Raw genomic sequence first — 18,937 nt, 5'->3', positions numbered from 1 at the left:
CGGGACTGCGGGGGAAGCCTCCCCCAAGCGTCCGTTAGCGTAGTGCTTCCGTGGCGCCGAAGGAGATAAGGGTACGTTGAGCAATTCTGCCGACTCCCCCGACCGGGTCCCCGAGCAGCCCCGGCGCCGCCTGCGCGCCCGCCCCGTACGGCTGCTCTCCGCCGCCGTGTTCGCGCTCGCCGGCCTCATCTTCGTCACCAGCTTCAACACGGCCAAGGGCACCAACATCCGCACCGACGCCTCACTCCTGAAGCTGTCGGACCTGATCAAGCAGCGCGACCACAAGAACAAGGAGCTCGGCGACTCCACCGCGGCCCTGCGCGGCGACGTCGACGCGCTGGCCCAGCGCGACGACGGCTCCACCAAGGCCCAGGACCAGCTCCTCAACGGCCTCAAGGACGCCTCGGGCACCGCTCCGGTCTCCGGCAAGGGCCTGACCGTCACGCTCAACGACGCCCCGCCCAACGCCACCGCGGCCCCCGGCTATCCCGCGCCGCAGGCCAACGACCTCGTCATTCACCAGCAGGACCTCCAGGCCGTCGTCAACGCGCTGTGGCAGGGCGGCGCCCAGGGCATCCAGGTCATGGACCAGCGCCTGATCGCCACCAGCGCGGTGCGCTGCGTCGGCAACACCCTGATCCTCCAGGGCCGCGTCTACTCGCCCCCGTACAAGATCACGGCGGTCGGGGACACCGGGAAGCTGCGCGGGGCGCTGAACGCCTCCAAGGCGATCCAGAACTACCAGCTGTACGTGAAGGCCTACGGGCTCGGCTGGAAAGTCGACGAGCACAAGACGATGACTCTCGCCGCCTACTCGGGCACAGTGGATCTCCACTACGCGAAACCGGTGAAGTAGCGCGCGGGAGGGGGCATCTCCGATGTCCGTGCGGATCGTCGTGAGGACCTTCAGCGAACTGTGCCTCACCGTCGGCACCCTGATCGTCCTGTTCGTCGTGTACCTCCTGTACTGGACGGGCGTGAAGGCCGACAACGCCGCGAGCGACCAGATATCCGGCCTGCAGCAGCAGTGGGCGCAGTCCCCGCCGCCCCTTCCGGCCGCGCCGCAGAAGGCCGCTCCGCCGCCCGCGTACAGCGAGGGCCGCTCCTTCGCCGTCATGTACATCCCCCGGCTCGGCAAGGACTGGCACAGGCCCGTCCTCGAAGGCACCGCCGTCAAGGACCTCCAGAAGGGCCTCGGCCACTACGCCAACACCGCGCAGCTCGGCCGGCAGGGCAACTTCTCCGTCGCCGGCCACCGGCGCACCTACGGCGACCCGTTCAAGGACTTCCCGGAGCTGCGGCCCGGCGACGCGGTCGTCCTGCGCGACGACACCACCTGGTACACCTACCGCATCGACAACAAGCCCTACCGGACCGTGCCCAGCGACGTCGGCGTCATCGACCCCGTCCCCGCCAAGTCGCCGTTCCGCTCACCGGGCCGCTATCTGACCCTGACCACCTGCGACCCGGAATGGGGCAGCAGCCACCGGCTGATCGTCTGGGGGCACCTCGACTCCACGCTGCCTGTGACGCAGGGCAAACCCACAGCTTTGGACGGCTGACCCCCAACCACAGCCGGGCCCCTTAGTCTGGTGCCGTAACGATCGTCGGAAGGGACAGCGGGGACAGCATGTACGGCTGGATCTGGCGGCATCTGCCGGGCAACGCGTGGCTGCGGGCGCTCATCTCGCTCGCGATGGTGCTCGTGATCGTCTACGTGCTCTTCCAGTACGTCTTCCCGTGGGCGGAGCCGCTGCTCCCGTTCAACGACGTGACGGTGGACCAGGGGATGGGGACGGCAGCCCGGTGAGCGCGCGCATTCTCGTAGTCGACAACTACGACAGCTTCGTCTTCAACCTGGTCCAGTACCTGTACCAGCTCGGCGCCGAGTGCGAGGTCGTCCGCAACGACGAGGTCTCCCTCGGACACGCCCAGGACGGCTTCGACGGCGTCCTGCTCTCCCCCGGCCCCGGCGCGCCCGAACAGGCGGGCGTCTGCGTCGACATGGTGCGCCACTGTGCCGCAACCGGCGTCCCCGTGTTCGGCGTCTGTCTCGGTATGCAGTCGATGATGGTCGCGTACGGCGGTGTCGTGGGCCGGGCCCCCGAGCTGCTGCACGGCAAGACGTCGCCGGTGCTGCACCAGGGCACAGGCGTTTTCGCGGGGCTCCCCTCACCTTTCACGGCGACCCGCTACCACTCGCTGGCCGCCGAGCCGGCGACCCTGCCGGGCGAGCTCGAAGTCACCGCCCGCACCGAGGACGGCATCATCATGGGGCTGCGCCACCGTGAACTGCCGGTCGAGGGCGTCCAGTTCCACCCCGAGTCGGTCCTGACCGAGCACGGCCACCGCATGCTGGCCAACTGGCTGGTCCGATGCGGGGACGCGGGGGCCGTCGAGCGGTCGGCGGGGCTCGCGCCGGTGGTGGGCAAGGCCGCGGCGTGACTTCGGTGCGTCCGGAGCACGAGTACGACCCGCTGACGGACCCGCTGCCATCGGGCGGGCACGGATCGCCCTGGTTCCGGGCCGACAACCTGCCACCCGAAGCTTCAGCCCCCGTACAGGAGCCCGTATCCGGGCCTGTGGGCGAGTCTCCGGGTGAGCCTTTGGAGGCGCCTGCTCCCGGGCCGCTGACGGAGACTCAGGAGTGGTACGGGCCGGGCCCCGTGGCATCCCAGCAGGACTGGTATCCGGCACAGGAGCCGATAGCCGAGCCGGTCGCACCGCAGTACCAGGCATTGCCCGGGATACCCGTCCCGGATCCGATATCCGTCCCGCCGGCCACCGAGGTGCCATCGGCCACCGCGGTCCCGCCGGCCACCGGAGGGCGGGCCGAGCGGCGCAGGGCCGCCAAGGGCAAGGGGCGTGCGGCTCCCGCTCCCGTTCCCGAGCCGGACGGGCGGCGGCTCACCCGGGCCGAGGCGCGCAGGGCGGCCAAGGCCCGTAAGGACAGCGCGGCGGTGATCGCCAGCCGGATCCTGGGCGAGGCCTTCATCACGCTGGGCGTGGTGATGCTCCTGTTCGTGACCTACCAGCTGTGGTGGACGAACGTCCGCGCACACCAGGAGGCGGGCAGCGCCGCCAAGAAGATCGCGCAGGACTGGGCGGACGGCCGCAAGCCCGGCACGTTCGCACCCGGCCAGGGCTTCGCCCTCATGCACATCCCCAAGCTGGACATCGTCGCCCCCATCGCGCAGGGCACCAGCAAGGCGAAGGTCCTCGACAAGGGCATGATCGGCCACTACGACGAAGGCTCCCTCAAGACGGCCATGCCGGGGGACGCGACCGGCAACTTCGCGGTCGCCGCCCACCGCAACACCCATGGCGAGCCCTTCCGGTACATCAACCGGCTGAAGGCGGGCGACAAGGTCGTCGTCGAGACGCAGGACGCGTACTACACCTACGAGATCACCAGCGAGCTCCCGCAGACGTCGCCGGCGAACGTGTCGGTGCTCAAGCCGATCCCCGCCGGCTCCGGATTCACCAAGCCCGGCCGCTATCTGACGCTGACGACCTGTACGCCGGAATTCACGAGTACCTACCGGCTGATCGTGTGGGGCAAGATGGTCGACGACCGACCGCGCAGCAAGGGCAAGCCCGACGCGCTCGTGGAATGACCGAACGGACAGCAGGGGCGGGTGCGGTGGCGACAGAAACCGACCACGAGGAGCGGACCGGCACGCCCGAACCCGCTCCGGCTCGGCGCGGCCGCGGCGTTGTCGCGGGCGTCATCAGCGTCTTCGGTGAACTCCTCATCACGGCGGGCCTGGTGCTCGGCCTGTTCGTCGTCTACTCGCTGTGGTGGACGAACGTCATGGCCGACCGTGAGGCGTCCGCGCAGGGCGACAGCGTGCGCCGCGACTGGGCGGCCTCCGCCGGACCCGGCGCCCTCGACACCAAGGGCGGCATCGGCTTCCTGCACGTGCCTGCGATGAAGAACGGCGAAGTGCTCGTCAAGAAGGGCACCGACACCGACGTCCTCAACGGCGGTGTGGCCGGCTACTACACGGACCCGGTCAAGGCGACGCTGCCCGGCGCGGGCAAGGACGGCAACTTCACGCTCGCCGCCCACCGGGACGGCCACGGCGCCAAGTTCCACAACATCGACAAGGTGAAGACCGGCGATCCGGTCGTCTTCGAGACCAAGGACACCTGGTACGTCTACAAGGTGTTCGCGGAGCTGACCGAGACGTCGAAGTACAACGTCGACGTCCTGCAGCCGGTCCCGAAGGAGTCGGGCGCCAAGAAGCCCGGCCAGTACATCACGTTGACGACCTGCACCCCGGTCTACACCTCGAAGTACCGCTACATCGTGTGGGGCGAGCTGGTGCGCACCGAGAAGGTCGACGCCAAGCGCACTTTGCCGGCCGAACTGCGCAAGTAGTACGCCGAGTTGCCACGGCACCGCTCGTACGGCTCTGAGATGGATCCAGTACGCCACTGAGCCCCGGCACCCTGTGTGGGTGCCGGGGCTCAGTGCTGAGCGCGGTGGCGGGTTAGGTCAGCGGTCCGCCGCCGGTGGGCCCGCCGAACGGGAAGTTGCTGCCGCCGTCCTGGCCCTGGGACCCGCCGACCGTCGTCAGCGTGACCGGCTGGTTCGGGTCGACCATCGTGCCCGAGCCGGGCGTGACCGCTGTGACGCGCGCCTTCTCGTCGTTGGAACTGCCCGGCGTGAACTGGATGTTGCTGAATCCGGCGTCGTTCAGGATCTGCGTGGCGTTCTTCACGGTCTTCAGGACCAGACCCTGCGGAATGGCCACCTGGCCGCCGGGCGGAGTCTGGCTCTGCGGGCCCTTGGAGACCTTCAGGACGATCTGGACGTCCTTGGGCTGGTTGGTGTTGCCGGTCGGGGTCATCGAGACGACCTGGTTGAGCGGCTTGTCCGTGGAGTCCACGTCCTGGCGGGAGACGTTCGTGAAGCCGAGAGCGCTGAGCTGCTGGATCGCGGTGTTGTAGTCCGAACCCGTCACATCAGGCATCTTCGTGGTCTGCTTCTTGGCGATCTGAAGCGTGACCGTCGAGTTCTTCTCCGCCTGCGAACCGCCCGTCGGGTCCTGGCTGACGACCGTGCCCGGCGCCGAGCTGGACTCGACGTCCTTGGTCTTCACCTGGAAGCCCTTGGTCTGGAGCAGCTGAGTGGCGCTGTCCTTGTCCTTCTGCGTGACGTCCGGAACCTCGATCTTGGGCGCGCCCGTGGAGACGGTGACCGAGACGGTCTCGCCCTTCTTCATGTTGCCGTTCGCCGGGGTCTGCGTGCAGATGTTGCCCTTGGGCTGGTCGGCGCACGGCTCGTTCTTGCTCACGGACATCTTGACGCCGGCGTTGGTCGCCAGCTTCTCCGCGTCGCCTTGGCTGTTGCCGACGAGGTTGGGCACGTTCACCGTGGTGCTGTCGGCGCTGCCGCTGAAGACGGACTTGCCGATCAGGATCGCGCCGACCAGCACCAAGACGCCCGCCAGGATCAGCAGGACCGTCGAGGTGTGGGACTTCTTCTGGCGGCGGCGCGCGGGGCGGTCGTCGTAGCCGTAGCCGCCGTCGTCCGGATTGACCGGCGGCAGCATCGAGGTCTGGCCCGCACCCGAGTCGGCCTGGCGCAGCGCGGTGGTCGGCTGGTCGTTGCCATAGCCGTTGTTGTAGCCGTCGTACCCGTTGCCGTAGCCGACCGCGCCCAGGGCGGCGGTTGCGGCGACCGGCTGGCCGTCGAGGTAGGCCTCGATGTCGGCGCGCATCTCGTCCGCCGACTGGTAGCGGTAGTCGGGGTCCTTGACCAGCGCCTTCAGGACGATGGCGTCCATCTCGGGCGTGATCTCGGCATCGAAGTTCGAAGGAGGCTGCGGCTCCTCGCGTACGTGCTGGTAGGCCACGGCGACCGGCGAGTCCCCGACGAAGGGCGGCCGGACGGTGAGCAGCTCGTACAGCAGGCAGCCCGTCGAGTACAGGTCGCTTCGCGCGTCAACCTGCTCGCCCTTGGCCTGCTCCGGGGAGAGGTACTGGGCGGTGCCGATCACGGCGGCCGTCTGCGTCATCGTCATGCCGGAGTCGCCCATGGCGCGGGCGATGCCGAAGTCCATGACCTTGACCTGGCCGGTGCGCGTCAGCATGACGTTCGCCGGCTTGATGTCGCGGTGGACGATTCCGTTGCGGTGCGAGTACTCGAGCGCCTGGAGGATGCCGATGGTCATTTCCAGGGTGCGCTCGGGCAGCAGCTTGCGCCCGGAGTGCAGCAGCTCACGCAGGGTCGAACCGTCGACGTACTCCATCACGATGTACGGGATGGAGACGTTGTCGACGTAGTCCTCGCCGGTGTCGTAGACAGCGACGATCGCCGGGTGGTTGAGCGAGGCGGCCGACTGGGCCTCACGGCGGAACCGGGCCTGGAAGGACGGGTCGCGGGCGAGGTCGGCCCGCAGCGTCTTCACGGCGACGGTGCGGCCGAGCCGGGTGTCGTGCGCGAGGTAGACCTCGGCCATGCCACCACGGCCGAGCACCTGGCCCAGCTCGTACCGGCCGCCGAGGCGACGCGGCTCTTCCATAGCTAATCCAGCCCTCTCCGTCTGTCCCGACCGTACCCATGGGTGGTCCGGCGGTGTGCTGTTCGCGCATACGCTACCGGGCACCGCAAGCCGATCAGCTCGCGACCGTCACCTGATACCGGACCGGTACAGGGCACGTGTGATGTTTCATGTGAAACGAGCGACCGTTTCACGTGAAACAGCCCGGATCACTTCTTGCTGTCGAGCACGGCCTTCATCACGTTCTTGGCGATGGGGGCCGCCAGCTTGCCGCCCGCGATGTCGTCGCGGGTCGTGTCGGAGCCTTCGATCACCACGGCGACCGCGACCGGGGAGCCGTCCCCGGACTTGGCGTAGGAGATGAACCAGGCGTACGGGTTGCCGTTGTTGTCGACGCCGTGCTGGGCGGTACCGGTCTTGCCACCGACGGTAACGCCGGTGATCTGGGCGTTGGTGCCGGTGCCGTCGGTGACCACGAACTCCATCATCTTCTGGAGCTTCTGGGCGTTGGCGGCCGACAGCGGCTGGCTCATCTGCTCCGGCTGGGTCTTGGAGAGCACGTCCACGTTGGGCGCCTGGAGCTGGTCGACCATGTACGGCTTCATCAGCTTGCCGTCATTGGCGACGGCGGCGGCGACCATGGCCATCTGGAGCGGGGTCGCACGGTTGGAGGCCTGCCCGATGCCCGCCATCGCGTTCTGCGGGCGGTCGTCCTTCGGGTAGACGCTGGCGTCCGTGCGGACCGGGTTGAAGATCTGCTTGTTGAAGCCGAACTTCTCGGCCTCGGCCTTCATCTTGTCGTTGCCGAGATCGTCGCTGATCTTGCCGAAGACCGTGTTGCAGGAGAATTGGAGAGCCACCTTGAGCGTGGCGTTCTCGCAGGGGATGTTGCCCTCGTTGTCCAGGTTCTTGGTGGACAGCGGCAGCTTGAACGGCATCGGCGAGCGCGTCGGCGCGTCAATGTCGGTGTACAGGCCGTTCTCCAGAGCCGCAGCCGCGGTGACCACCTTGAAGGTGGAGCCCGGCGGGTAGGTCTGGCGCAGTGCCCGGTTCAGCATGGGCTGGTTCTTGTCGTCGAGCAGCGTCTTGTAGTTGCTGCCGTCCTTGTTGGTGTTGCCCGCGAACACGGACGGGTCGTACGACGGCGTCGAGGCCAGCGCGAGGATGGCGCCGGTCTGCGGGTTGATCGCCGCGACCGCGCCCTTCTTGTCGCCGAGGCCCTGGAACGCGGCCTTCTGGGCGGCGCTGTTCAGGGTGGTGACGACGTTGCCGCCCTGCTTCTTCTCGCCGGTGAACATCGACAGGGTGCGGTCGAAGAAGAGCCGGTTGTCGGTACCCGACAGGATGCCGTCCTCGATCTTCTCCAGCTGGGAGGCGTCGAAGATCTGCGAGGCGTATCCGGTGACCGGCGACCACATGGGGCCGTCCTTCCAGACCCGCTTGTACTTGAAGTCGGTGCCCGAGGTCTCCGTGGAGCCGGTGATCGTCTGGCCGTCGGCCGTGATGATGTTGCCGCGCTCGTGGGCGAACCGCTCGATCTGGACGCGGCGGTTGAAGTCGCTCGCGTTCAGCTCGTCGGCCCGGACGTACTGGAGCCAGTTGTCGCGGATCATCAGCGAGAGGATGAGCAGCCCGCAGAAGATAGCGATCCTGCGCAGGGGCTTGTTCACGGTCGGACCACCTGGGTCATCTCGGCGTCGGGGGACGGGGCGGGGGCCGGCGCGGGGCGGCGCGCGGTGTCGCTGATCCGGATGAGGATGCCGATCAGGGCCCAGTTCGCGATGACGGACGAACCGCCCTGCGCGAGGAACGGCATCGTCATGCCGGTCAGCGGGATGAGGCCCATCACACCGCCGGCCACGACGAAGACCTGGAGCGCGAAGGCGCCCGAGAGGCCGATCGCCAGCAGCTTGCCGAACGGGTCGCGGGCGGCGAGCGCGGTGCGCACCCCGCGCTCCACGATCAGGCCGTAGATCAGCAGCAGCGCCATCATTCCGGCCAGGCCCAGCTCCTCACCGACGGTGGAGAGGATGAAGTCTGCGTTGGCGGCGAAGCCGATGAGGTCGGAGTTGCCCTGGCCGAGTCCGGTGCCGAGGGTGCCGCCGGAGCCGAACGACAGGATCGCGTCGCCGATCTGCTGGCAGGCGCCGGTCTTGTCGGTCTTGTAGCAGGCGAACGGGTCGAGCCAGGCGTTCACGCGCGACTGGACGTGGGGCTCGAAGGAGGCCACCGCCACCGCGCCGACCGCCGACATCAGCAGACCGAACACGATCCAGCTGGTCCGTTCGGTGGCGACGTACAGCATGACGACGAACAGGCCGAAGAACAGCAACGAAGTGCCGAGGTCGGTCTCGAAGACGAGGATCAGGATCGACAGCGCCCAGATGACCAGGATCGGGCCGAGGTCACGGCCGCGCGGCAGGTACAGGCCCATGAAGCGCCGGCTGGCCAGCGCGAGCGCGTCCCGCTTCACCATCAGGTAGCCGGAGAAGAAGATCGCGATGATGATCTTCGCGAACTCGCCGGGCTGGATGGTGCCCAGACCCGGAATCGAGATCCAGATCTTGGCGCCGTTGACGGCCGGGAAGAACATCGGAATGACCAGCAGGAACAGCGCGGCCGCCATCGAGATGTACGTGTACCGCTGCAGGATCCGGTGGTCCTTGAGCAGCAGCAGCACGCCGATGAACAGGGCGACGCCGATCGCGGTGAACAGCAGCTGGTGGGGGGCGTCCGGGGAGAACTTGCCCCAGGCGTTCTTCGCACGCTGGATCAGCCGCGGCGACTGGTCGAGGCGCCAGATCAGCACCAGGCCGAGCCCGTTGAGCAGCGTCGCGAGCGGCAGCAGCAGCGGATCGGCGTACTTGGCGAACTTGCGCACCACCAAGTGCGCCACACCCGCCATCAGGCCCAGACCCAGACCGTATCCGAGCATGCCGGAGGGAAGCTTGCCGGTCATGGCAAGCCCCACGTTGGCGTACGCGAACACCGGGATGGCAACCGCGAAGATCAGCAGGGCCAGCTCGGTGTTGCGGCGGCTCGGTGCTTCGATCGCGCCAATGGTGGTCGTGTTGGTGACAACGCTCATGGTGTGGAAAGGCCCCCTACGGCTGCCTACTGCTTACCGCACTGCGAGACCAGCTTCTGCTCGTCCTCCGAGAGGCTGGGGCCGGGTGTGGGAGATGCGGTGGTGGTGGGATTGCTGGACGGGGCGCCGGTGGCGCCCGTGCCGGGCTTCGAGGCGTTGTTGCTCTCGGCGGCGCGGCGCGCCTCCTCCTTCTGGCAGGCGGACGCCTGGGTCGCGAACTCCTTGATCTTGGCCTGCGCCTTGTCGAGGCTGCTCGCGGCGATCGTCGAGTCGATCTGGTTGCGCTGGTACTGCGGAAGGTACTTGAGTTCGATCTCGGGGTGATCGGTCTCCACCTTGGAGAGCTTCACCCACGCCAGGTCCTGGCTGATGCCCCGGTACAGCGCCACGTGCGGCGTACCGTCGCTGTTGGTGCCGATGTAGTACTGCGTCTGCGTCCAGCGGTAGCCGCCGTACAGACCGCCGCCGACGACCGCGAGGGCCAGCACGATGTACAGGGACCGGCGGATCCACCGGCCCTTGCCGCGCCGACGCGGCTTGACGAAGTCCTCGTCGGTGTACGACCCGAAGGCGCCCTCGGGCGGGCTGCCGTAGCCGCCGCCGTCGTCACCGCTGCCGGGCGGGCCGAAGCCGCCCGGGGGCGAGGGCGCGGGGCGGCCGAGCCCGGAGGCGCGGCCCGCCGGGGTCTGCATGGCGCCGCCGTCGTTCAGCTGCAGCTGGTTCTCGGCGACCGCGCCCACGATGACCGGGGTGTCGTTGAGCTGCCCCGCCAGGGTGTCCCCGGAGTCGACGTCGAGCACATCGGCGATGATCACCGTGATGTTGTCGGGGCCGCCGCCGCGCAGCGCGAGCTGGATCAGCTCCTGCACCGTCTCCTGCGGGCCCTGGTAGCTGGCGAGGGTCTCCTCCATCGTCTGGTGGGAGACCACGCCCGACAGGCCGTCGGAGCAGATCAAGTACCGGTCGCCGGCCCGCACTTCACGGATCGACAGATCGGGCTCGACGTGGTCGCCGCTGCCCAGCGCGCGCATCAGGAGCGAGCGCTGCGGATGGGTGGTGGCCTCTTCCTCGGTGATGCGGCCCTCGTCGACCAGCCGCTGCACCCAGGTGTGGTCCTGGGTGATCTGGGTGAGGACGCCGTCGCGCAGCAGATAGGCGCGCGAGTCGCCGACGTGCACGAGGCCAAGGCGCTGACCCGTCCACAGCAGAGCGGTGAGCGTGGTGCCCATCCCCTCCAGCTGGGGGTCCTCCTCGACCATCATGCGCAGCTGGTCGTTGGCCCGCTGCACGGCGGTGCCCAGCGAGGTGAGGATGTCCGAGCCGGGTACGTCGTCGTCGAGCGTGACAAGGGTGGAGATCACCTCGGAGGAGGCGACCTCACCGGCGGCCTGACCGCCCATGCCGTCGGCGATGGCGAGGAGACGGGGACCGGCGTAACCGGAGTCCTCGTTCCCCTCGCGGATCATGCCTTTGTGCGATCCGGCGGCGAAACGCAGGGAGAGACTCATGCGCACCTCGCCTGTCGGCTCGGGGTACAGCCGGTCATGTCGAGCCACACTGCCCACCCTCCGGTCGGGAGCCCGTCCCGGTCCCTGGGGACCGCCGCGGCTCGCTCGCTCCGCTCGCTCATTGTCGTACTACTTCCGCAGCTCGATGACGGTCTTGCCGATGCGGATCGGCGCGCCCAGCGGAATCGGGGTCGGGGTGGTGAGCCGGGTCCGGTCCAGATAGGTGCCGTTGGTGGACCCGAGATCCTCGACGATCCAATTGCCGTCCCGGTCCGGGTAGATCCTGGCATGACGGCTCGACGCGTAGTCGTCGTCCAGGACGATCGTCGAATCGTGCGCCCGGCCCAGCGTGACGGTCTGGCCCTGGAGCGCGACCGTGGTGCCGGTGAGGGTGCCCTCGGAGACGACCAGCTTGGTGGGGGCGCCACGGCGCTGCCGCCCGCCGCCACCCTGCTGCTGGCCGCGCTGGGGCGGTGGTGCGGCGGCCGCGGCGGCCTGCCTGCCGGTCTGCTGCTGCCGGTTCGCGTCATTGCCCCGGCGCGAACCGCGCTGGGTGACGCGCGTACCGAACAGGTCGCTGCGAATGACCTGGACGGCCACGATGACGAACAGCCACAGTACGGCGAGGAAACCCAACCGCATGACCGTGAGGGTCAGCTCTGACATTGCCCCCGCTTCACCCTTCGGCTTGCCGGTAAACGATGGTGGTGCTGCCCACGACGATCCGCGAGCCGTCGCGGAGCGTAGCGCGGGTGGTGTGCTGCCCGTCCACCACGATGCCGTTGGTGGACCCGAGATCCTGGATCGTCGGGGGCGTTCCGGTCCGGATCTCACAGTGCCGGCGCGAGACGCCGGGATCGTCGATCCTCACATCCGCATCGGTGCTGCGGCCAAGGACCAGAGTCGGGCGGGAGATCTGGTGGCGGGTGCCATTGATCTCGATCCAGCGTCGCACCTGGCCGTGCCCGCCCGGCATCGGCCCCGGAGCCGCCGGACGGCGGTCGGCGGGCGAGGCGCCCGGGCGGCCCGGAGGCGGCGCCGCGGGCATGGGCGGGGCGGCGGCCGGCGGGTAGCCGTAGCCCCCACGGCCGCCCTGAGGGGCCGCGGGCGCGGGACGCTGCGGGGCACCGGGGCCGGAGCCCTGGGGACCCTGCTGGGCCTGCTGGTCGGTGCTGGACGCGAGTGTGCGGCTGCGCACCCGGTACAGACCGGTGTCGAGGTCCTCGGCCTTCTCCAGGTGCACCTTGATCGGGCCCATGAAGCTGTAGCGCTGCTGCTTCGCGTAGTCGCGCACCAGGCCGGACAGCTCGTCGCCGAGCTGGCCCGAGTACGGGCTGAGCCGCTCGAAGTCCGGAGCGCTGAGCTCGACGATGAAATCATTGGGGACGACCGTGCGGTCCCGGTTCCAGATCGACGCGTTGTTGTCGCACTCGCGCTGGAGCGCGCCGGCGATCTCGACGGGCTGGACCTCGGACTTGAAGACCTTCGCGAAGGTGCCGTTGACCAGGCCTTCGAGACGCTGCTCGAAACGCTTCAGGACTCCCATGGGGCACCTCCTCCGTCGTTGCCGTCCTGGTGTTGCTGCCGGTTCTGCTCCGGGTCACTCTCTTGGTACTGCTTACTGATCGTATCCACGCGTCGGGAAATCGGCTGGTTCCCCTTCTGTGCCTTGTGGACGAGTGTCACCTCTCACACGCACCTCTCGTACGGATCGTAGAGGTGGCTTCCCGACAGTGTCCCGCACCCGGGGTGCACTCAGGAGGAGCGGGTAACGATGCCGGGGGTTGCCTCTCTCCTGATCTGCTCCTGTCCACCAGGGTCGCCGCAAACAACGGATGTGAATCCACCCTGCGCAGCGTGCTAATCTTCTCGACGTCGCCAGGCAATCGCACCGAAAAGTGAGAGAGCCCAGCACACCACTCTTGCGCGAGTGGCGGAACGGCAGACGCGCTGGCTTCAGGTGCCAGTGTCCTTCGGGACGTGGGGGTTCAAATCCCCCCTCGCGCACAAGTCGGAAGCCCCGCAGATCCCCGGATCTGCGGGGCTTCCTTCGTATGTCCGGACTCCGTGCGGGTGCCCGCGTCCCACGCCCTGTCTCACGATGTTCTCTCTCACGCGTCCTGTCCCTTCTTGCAGTTTCTTCTGTGTCATATGTCGCGTTCCAGGGCGGGCAAACCCATGAAGGGCCCGAGGTGCCTCGAACAGATCGACTTTTGTCGCGGCGAGGCGCGACGAAAGAGAGCCGTCCCCGGGGGGCCGCGCTGCCTAGGGTGCGGGCGTGGATGTGTCATCGAGGGTCTGTAGCGGATGGCGCCTGCTGAAGGGGCCCGAGCCCTGGACGCGGCGCCGGATCGCCGGCGAGGCCGCGCTCGCGCTCGTACTGGCCCTGATGGCGGGCGGGATCGGGCTGCTGGCCGGAGGCCCCCTGAGGGCCGCGGCCGTCGCCTTCGGCGTGGCGGTGCTGTCGCTGCTGCGCCGCTCCCTGCCGGCGAGCGTGCTGCTCGCGGCGGCCGCCCTGTCCATGGAGGCCGGCGAGACCGCCCCGCTCCTGATGGTCGCGGCCTGGTCCGCGGGGCGTCGCATCGTCGGGGCGGGACGGGCCCTCGCCGCCTTCACGGCCGCCTTCGTCATCTACCAGGTGCTCGGCGTCATCACCCTGTGGCCCATCGCACAGCCCATCCTCATGGGTGTCTTCAGCACCCTGTTCTTCCTGGCCGTGGCCGTCGTACCCGGCCTCACCAGCCGGTACTGGTCCCAGCGGCGCACCCTGCTGAGCGCCGTGCGCGAACACAACGCCCAACTGCTCCGCGAACGCGCCATGGTCGCGGGCCAGGCCCGGCTGCGCGAACGCCAGCGCATCGCCCAGGACATGCACGACAGCCTCGGCCACCAGCTCGCCCTCATCTCCGTGCACACCGGCGCCCTCGAAGTCGACCCCGAACTGACCGGCCGCCAGCGCGAGGCCGTCGGCGTGCTGCGACAGGCCTCGGTCGCCGCGATGCATGAACTGCGCGAGGTCGTCGGCATTCTGCGCGACGGCATCGAAGCCCCTGCCGCGCCCGACGGAGCCCAGTCCGCCGCCCGCGGTACCGCCGGAATCCAGGCGCTGGTGACAGCCGCGCGTGCCGCCGGGAACACCGTGGAACTGCGCGTCGGCGGCGAGCCCCGCACCCTGGCCGCCGCCGGCGACCACGCGGCGTACAGGATCGTCCAGGAGGCCCTCACCAACGCGTACAAGCACGCACCCGGCGCCCCGATCACCGTGGAACTGCGCTACGAACCGGACTCCTTCGTCGTCGAGGTCGTCAATGGGGTCGTCGACCGCGCGGCCGCCGACCAGGCCGGTGAAGTGGTCAGCGGAGGCCAGGGCCTCACCGGGCTGCACGAGCGCGCCCGGCTCGTCGGCGGCATGGTGCACACCGGCCCCACCGATGACGGTGGCTTCCGCGTCGCCGGCGTGCTGCCCTACGGGGCGGCCGAGGCCGCGACGTTCGTCGACGCCCCCGACGACTTCCGACAGCAGTCACCCGCCCCGCCTCTCGGCGACGGTGGTCCGGTCGTGGACTGGAACATCGCGGAGAAGGAGCTGGGCATGGGCGGCAGAAACAGGGCAGGAGGCGTCGCGCTGGGCTGCGGCATCGCCGTGGGGGCGGTGGTACTGCTCGCGATCGCGGCCGGAGTGGGCCTCTTCTTCCTCGCCGGATCGGCCGAGAAAGGCATGATCGACCCGTCCGAATACGAAAGGATCAAGGTCGGCACGCCCGAGGCGGAGGTCCGCGACGAGCTGCCGAGCGGCGACACCGTGCTGACCTCCGGCCTCGCCGGAAAGGGTCCCGCCGAACCGGAAGGCTCCCAGTGCCTGGTCCTGATGTCCTCCGACACCGGCGAGGGCCTCAAGACCGAGCCGGTGTTCCGGTTCTGCTTCAAGGACGGCAAGCTGATCGAGAAGAAGTCGTACGAAGTGGCGCGCTAGCGGCGACGAGGGGCGGCCGGGGCCGACCCGGGCAGGCTCGCTCGGGTGCGGCCCGGCGGCGTACAGAAGAGGATCAGGACAGGATTTGGGTGTGACGGGACCACGCATCAGGGTCGTGATCGCCGACGACGAGCCCCTCATCCGGGCCGGGATCCGCATGATCCTCACCTCGGACGCGGCGATCGACGTCGTCGCGGAGGCCACCAACGGCCGCGAAGCCGTCGAGCTCGCCCGCTCCCACGCCGTGGACGTGGTGCTGCTCGACATCCAGATGCCCGAGATGGACGGCCTGAGCGCCCTGGCCGAGCTGCGCCGGACCGTACCGGCGGCGCGAGTGATCATCCTCACCACGTTCGGGGAGCGGGAGAACGTCCTGCGTGCCCTGGAACACGGCGGTGCCGGATTCCTCCTCAAGGACACCGCGCCCGCCGAACTGATCCGCGCGGTACGCGCCGCGGCCGCGGGCGACGCCTACCTCTCGCCCGCCGCCACCCGGCACGTCGTCGACCAGCTCGCCACGGGCCGGGCCGCGGCCCGCGCCGACGAAGCCCGGCGCCGGGTCGGCGTGCTGTCCGAGCGCGAGCGGGACGTCCTGGTGCTGTTGGGCGAAGGGCTGTCCAACGCGGATGCCGGCAAGCGGCTCCACATGAGCGAGGCCACGGTGAAGACGTACGTCAGTCGCATCCTGGCGAAGCTGGACTGCGAGAACCGGGTCCAGGCGGCGCTGCTGGCGCGGGACGCGGGGTTGTAGGCGGCTGGGCTGGGCTCCGCCGGGCGGCTCAGCCGTTTCACGTGAAACGGCAGGATGTCCCGCCGTCGAGAGGAGTGCCGGCGAGCTCCTGTGCCGAGGCGGTCGACACAAGCGGATTCCGGTCGTCCGCAAAGTTGTCCACAGGGGGAGACGGGCTTTCGCCAGCGCCTGTACCGTCAGGGGCAGTTGAGCTCTTGATGGTGTACGAGAGCGCTGCACAGGGACGTTGTACGAGACGGGGGAGGCGGCACGCCATGGGCGAGGTCGACATGGTGGTTCCGGCACAGCGGGCCGGGGCGGCAGGGGCGAAGGACGGGCGGGGACGGATCCCCGAGGTCCCCGGATTCGCCCGGCGCCCGCACGCACCGGGAACGGGAAACCGACGGACGCAGGGATCGCCCAAGGCCGAAGGGAAGGCGCTGCGGGACCGGTTCCCGCGCGCCTCGCACGACTCGCTGGTCCTCTCGGCCGACCGGCCGGACGCCGTCCGCGCGGTGGAGGAATCCAACGCAGGCCGGGTGCCCGAGCTCACGCCGATACGCGTGGGCCGCATGGCCGCGAGCCCCTTCGCGTTCCTGCGCGGCTCGGCCGGACTGATGGCACACGACCTGGTCGGCACACCCGTCACCGGCGTCGGCACGCAGATATGCGGCGACGCTCACGCGGCCAACTTCGGTCTGTACGGCGACGCACGCGGCAGCCTCGTCATCGACCTGAACGACTTCGACGAGACCGTGACCGGCCCCTGGGAATGGGACGTGAAACGGCTGGCAGCCTCGCTGGTCCTGGCGGGCCGGGAGGCCGGCGCGGACGAGGTCACCTGCCGGGCAGCGGCGTTCGACGCGGTCGGGGCCTACCGCCGCACCATGCGCCTGCTCGCCAAGCTGCCGGTCCTCGACGCGTGGAACGCGATAGCCGACGAGGAGCTCGTCTCCCACGCCGACGCCCACGACCTGCTCGGCACCCTGGAACGGGTCTCCGAAAAGGCCCGCAACAACACCAGCGCGCGCTTCGCCACCAAGGCGACCGAGCAGGGCGAGGACGGCAGCCGGCACTTCGCCGACGCGCTGCCGGTGCTGCGCCGCGTGACCGACGCCGAGGCGGCAACGGTCGCCGCCTCGCTGGAGCAGTACCTGGGCACCCTGTCCGAGGACCGGCTGCCGCTGCTCGCCCGGTACGCGATCCACGACGTGGCCTTCCGGGTGGTCGGCACGGGGAGCGTCGGAACACGGTCGTATGTGGTGCTGCTGCTCGACCACCGGGGAGAGCCGCTCGTGCTTCAGGTCAAGGAGGCCAGGCCTTCGGCGCTGCTGCCGCATCTGGCGAAAGCCGGGTTCAAGACGCCCGATGCCGGGCACGAAGGGCGCCGCGTGGTGCTCGGGCAGAAGCGGATGCAGGTGGTCAGCGACATTCTGCTCGGCTGGACGACCGTGGACGAACGGCCCTTCCAGGTGCGGCAGTTCAGGAACCGCAAGGGCAGCGTGGACCCCGCCGCGCTCGCCGCCGACCAGCTCGACGACTACGGGCGCATGACGGGCGCGCTGCTCGCCCGGGCGCATGCGCACAGCGTCGACCCGCGCCTGATAGCCGGGTACTGCGGAAAGAACGAGGAGCTCGACGAAGCGGTGGCCGCCTTCGCGGTGACCTACGCCGACCGCACGGAGGCCGACCACGCGGTACTGACCGCGGCCGTACGGGACGGGCGGATCGCGGCAGAACTGGGGGTTTGAGGGGGGGAGGGGGAGGGGCCCTCCCCCTCCCCCCGCCCGTACGCTGGAGCCGTGACGGACGAAGCTGCCGGCGGTACGACTGCCCGGAACGAGGACCCGCTGACCACCCCTGGTTCGGGGGGCGAGCCGGGCACGCCATGGGGTGAGGGCGCCGGGGGCGGCACGGCGCAAGGGGGGACGCCGACTGCGGGTGAGCGGCCCGAGGCCCGGCTCGAGCGGGCGGTGCGGGCGGCCGAGCAGGCGCTGATCGAGTTCGAGATCGCGGTGGAGACCTTCCGGGTCGAGGTGGAGAACTTCTCCCGGCTGCACCATCAGAAGCTCGGCCCGATGTATGCCCGGCTCGATGAGCTGGACGCGCAGATCGCCGAGGCCAGGGCCGTACAGAGCGGTGATCCCGAGGACCTCCGCAAGGCGCGGGAGGCGCGGGCGGCGGTCATGCCCATGCCGGGGGTCGACGAACTGTTCCACGACTGGATGGACTCGGACGGCCTTTCCCCCGAGGCCGCCTCGATGCTCACCGACCAGCCGGTGCGGCCGCCCAAGCGGGTCCGGCCGAGCGAGGAGGTGCGCAGGCTGTATCGCGAGCTGGCCCGCAAGGCGCACCCGGATCTGGCGCAGGACGAGGCCGAGCGGGAGCGGCGGGACGAGTTCATCGCCCGGGTCAATGCCGCGTACGGGCGTGGTGACGAGGCGCTGCTGCGGGAGCTGGCCGAGGAGTGGGCGGCAGGCCCCGTGCCGGCCGAGGTGCGGCCCAGCGAGAGCGAGGAGCTGTACGCGCGTCTTGAGTGGCTGAGCCGGCGCAAGGAGTTGCTGGCGCTGCTGGCCCGGGAGCTGGAGGACAGCGCGATCGGTTCGATGCTGCGGATGGCGCCGGACGATCCGGACCGGCTCCTCGAGGAGATCGCCGAGCAGTTGCTGGCCGAGGTGGCCGGTCGTGAGGCTGAGCTCGCGAAGCTGGTGCAGTAGCGTTCGGGGGACCTGCCGGGTTCGTACGAGAGAAGGCATGACCCATGAATTTCGCCCAGCTGCCCTCGGTGGACGTCGCCGAGGTGCCGGCCGACGCCCTGGTGCTCGATGTCCGGGAGGACGACGAGTGGGCGGCGGGGCACGCCGAGGGCGCGTTGCATGTGCCGATGAGCGACTTCGTGGCCCGCTTCGGCGAGGTGACCGAGGCGGTCGCGGACGGGCGCCGGGCGTATGTGATGTGCCGGGTCGGTGGTCGGTCGGCGCAGGTCACGCAGTACCTGGTGCAGCAGGGGATCGACGCGGTGAACGTCGACGGCGGCATGCAGGTGTGGGAGGCCTCCGGCCGCAAGGTCGTCGACAACCAGGGTGCGCCGGGCACGGTCATCTAGCCCGTTGGCCCGCCGGCCTC

The 18,937-nt window shown here is 69.5% G+C and carries 17 protein-coding genes and 1 tRNA gene; 12 read left to right on the top strand and 6 right to left on the bottom strand.

The window, feature by feature from the left end; translation table 11 throughout:
* Positions 1-76: 76 nt before the first annotated feature.
* From ABD346_RS01625 to ABD346_RS01600, 6 genes are all read left to right on the top strand, one after another.
* Positions 77-856 carry a DUF881 domain-containing protein gene (locus tag ABD346_RS01625; RefSeq protein ID WP_344370848.1) on the top strand — a complete coding sequence of 260 codons (780 nt, stop codon included), beginning with the start codon at positions 77-79 and terminating at the stop codon, positions 854-856.
* Positions 857-878: 22 nt separating this feature from the next.
* Positions 879-1,562: a class E sortase gene (locus ABD346_RS01620; RefSeq protein WP_344370846.1), complete on the top strand. Its 684-nt coding sequence runs from the start codon at positions 879-881 to the stop codon at positions 1,560-1,562.
* A 68-nt stretch (positions 1,563-1,630) separates the two neighbouring features.
* On the top strand, positions 1,631-1,810 hold the full coding sequence (locus ABD346_RS01615; protein ID WP_053724737.1) for a hypothetical protein: 180 nt from the start codon (positions 1,631-1,633) through the stop codon (positions 1,808-1,810).
* On the top strand, positions 1,807-2,445 hold the full coding sequence (locus tag ABD346_RS01610; protein WP_189969819.1) for an aminodeoxychorismate/anthranilate synthase component II: 639 nt from the start codon (positions 1,807-1,809) through the stop codon (positions 2,443-2,445). The genes ABD346_RS01615 and ABD346_RS01610 overlap by 4 nt, the downstream gene beginning before the upstream one ends.
* Positions 2,376-3,617, top strand: a complete 1,242-nt coding sequence (locus ABD346_RS01605) for a class E sortase (protein WP_381225215.1) — start codon at positions 2,376-2,378, stop codon at positions 3,615-3,617. The genes ABD346_RS01610 and ABD346_RS01605 overlap by 70 nt, the downstream gene beginning before the upstream one ends.
* Before the next feature lie 26 nt (positions 3,618-3,643).
* On the top strand, positions 3,644-4,384 hold the full coding sequence (locus tag ABD346_RS01600) for a class E sortase (protein ID WP_344370842.1): 741 nt from the start codon (positions 3,644-3,646) through the stop codon (positions 4,382-4,384).
* Between the two features lie 112 nt (positions 4,385-4,496).
* On the opposite strand, the gene pknB is transcribed toward ABD346_RS01600, so the two are convergent.
* From pknB to ABD346_RS01570, 6 genes are all read right to left on the bottom strand, one after another.
* Positions 4,497-6,533 carry a Stk1 family PASTA domain-containing Ser/Thr kinase gene (pknB, locus tag ABD346_RS01595; protein WP_344370840.1) on the bottom strand — a complete coding sequence of 679 codons (2,037 nt, stop codon included), beginning with the start codon at positions 6,531-6,533 and terminating at the stop codon, positions 4,497-4,499.
* Between the two features lie 188 nt (positions 6,534-6,721).
* Positions 6,722-8,182 (bottom strand): penicillin-binding transpeptidase domain-containing protein, encoded by a 1,461-nt coding sequence (locus ABD346_RS01590; RefSeq protein ID WP_344370838.1) that lies wholly within the window; start codon positions 8,180-8,182, stop codon positions 6,722-6,724.
* A complete protein-coding gene (locus ABD346_RS01585; RefSeq protein WP_344370837.1) occupies positions 8,179-9,600 on the bottom strand; it encodes an FtsW/RodA/SpoVE family cell cycle protein in 1,422 nt (473 codons plus the stop codon). Before ABD346_RS01585 ends, ABD346_RS01590 begins: the two co-directional genes overlap by 4 nt.
* A 26-nt stretch (positions 9,601-9,626) precedes the next feature.
* Positions 9,627-11,108 carry a Stp1/IreP family PP2C-type Ser/Thr phosphatase gene (locus ABD346_RS01580; protein ID WP_381225221.1) on the bottom strand — a complete coding sequence of 494 codons (1,482 nt, stop codon included), beginning with the start codon at positions 11,106-11,108 and terminating at the stop codon, positions 9,627-9,629.
* Positions 11,109-11,237: 129 nt separating this feature from the next.
* Entirely contained in the window at positions 11,238-11,774 is a 537-nt protein-coding gene (locus tag ABD346_RS01575; RefSeq protein ID WP_161248201.1) for an FHA domain-containing protein FhaB/FipA, read from the bottom strand.
* Positions 11,775-11,784: 10 nt separating this feature from the next.
* A complete protein-coding gene (locus ABD346_RS01570; protein WP_344370834.1) occupies positions 11,785-12,654 on the bottom strand; it encodes an FHA domain-containing protein in 870 nt (289 codons plus the stop codon).
* A 378-nt stretch (positions 12,655-13,032) separates the two neighbouring features.
* Here ABD346_RS01570 and ABD346_RS01565 point away from each other — a divergent pair.
* From ABD346_RS01565 to ABD346_RS01540, 6 genes are all read left to right on the top strand, one after another.
* Positions 13,033-13,115, top strand: a tRNA-Leu gene (locus ABD346_RS01565).
* Positions 13,116-13,386: 271 nt separating this feature from the next.
* On the top strand, positions 13,387-15,081 hold the full coding sequence (locus ABD346_RS01560; RefSeq protein ID WP_344370831.1) for a sensor histidine kinase: 1,695 nt from the start codon (positions 13,387-13,389) through the stop codon (positions 15,079-15,081).
* A 91-nt stretch (positions 15,082-15,172) separates the two neighbouring features.
* A complete protein-coding gene (locus ABD346_RS01555) occupies positions 15,173-15,832 on the top strand; it encodes a response regulator transcription factor (protein WP_344370828.1) in 660 nt (219 codons plus the stop codon).
* A 254-nt stretch (positions 15,833-16,086) separates the two neighbouring features.
* Positions 16,087-17,562 carry a DUF2252 domain-containing protein gene (locus ABD346_RS01550; RefSeq protein ID WP_344370827.1) on the top strand — a complete coding sequence of 492 codons (1,476 nt, stop codon included), beginning with the start codon at positions 16,087-16,089 and terminating at the stop codon, positions 17,560-17,562.
* Positions 17,563-17,613: 51 nt separating this feature from the next.
* Positions 17,614-18,528, top strand: coding sequence for a J domain-containing protein (locus ABD346_RS01545; RefSeq protein ID WP_344370825.1), 915 nt, complete (start codon positions 17,614-17,616; stop codon positions 18,526-18,528).
* A gap of 44 nt (positions 18,529-18,572) precedes the next feature.
* Entirely contained in the window at positions 18,573-18,917 is a 345-nt protein-coding gene (locus tag ABD346_RS01540; RefSeq protein ID WP_189967342.1) for a rhodanese-like domain-containing protein, read from the top strand.
* The last annotated feature ends 20 nt before the right edge of the window (positions 18,918-18,937 follow it).

The sequence above is a fragment of the Streptomyces mauvecolor genome, from assembly GCF_039532965.1.
Lineage (GTDB): Bacteria > Actinomycetota > Actinomycetes > Streptomycetales > Streptomycetaceae > Streptomyces > Streptomyces violascens.
This window is presented reverse-complemented; position numbering and strand designations above follow the sequence as displayed.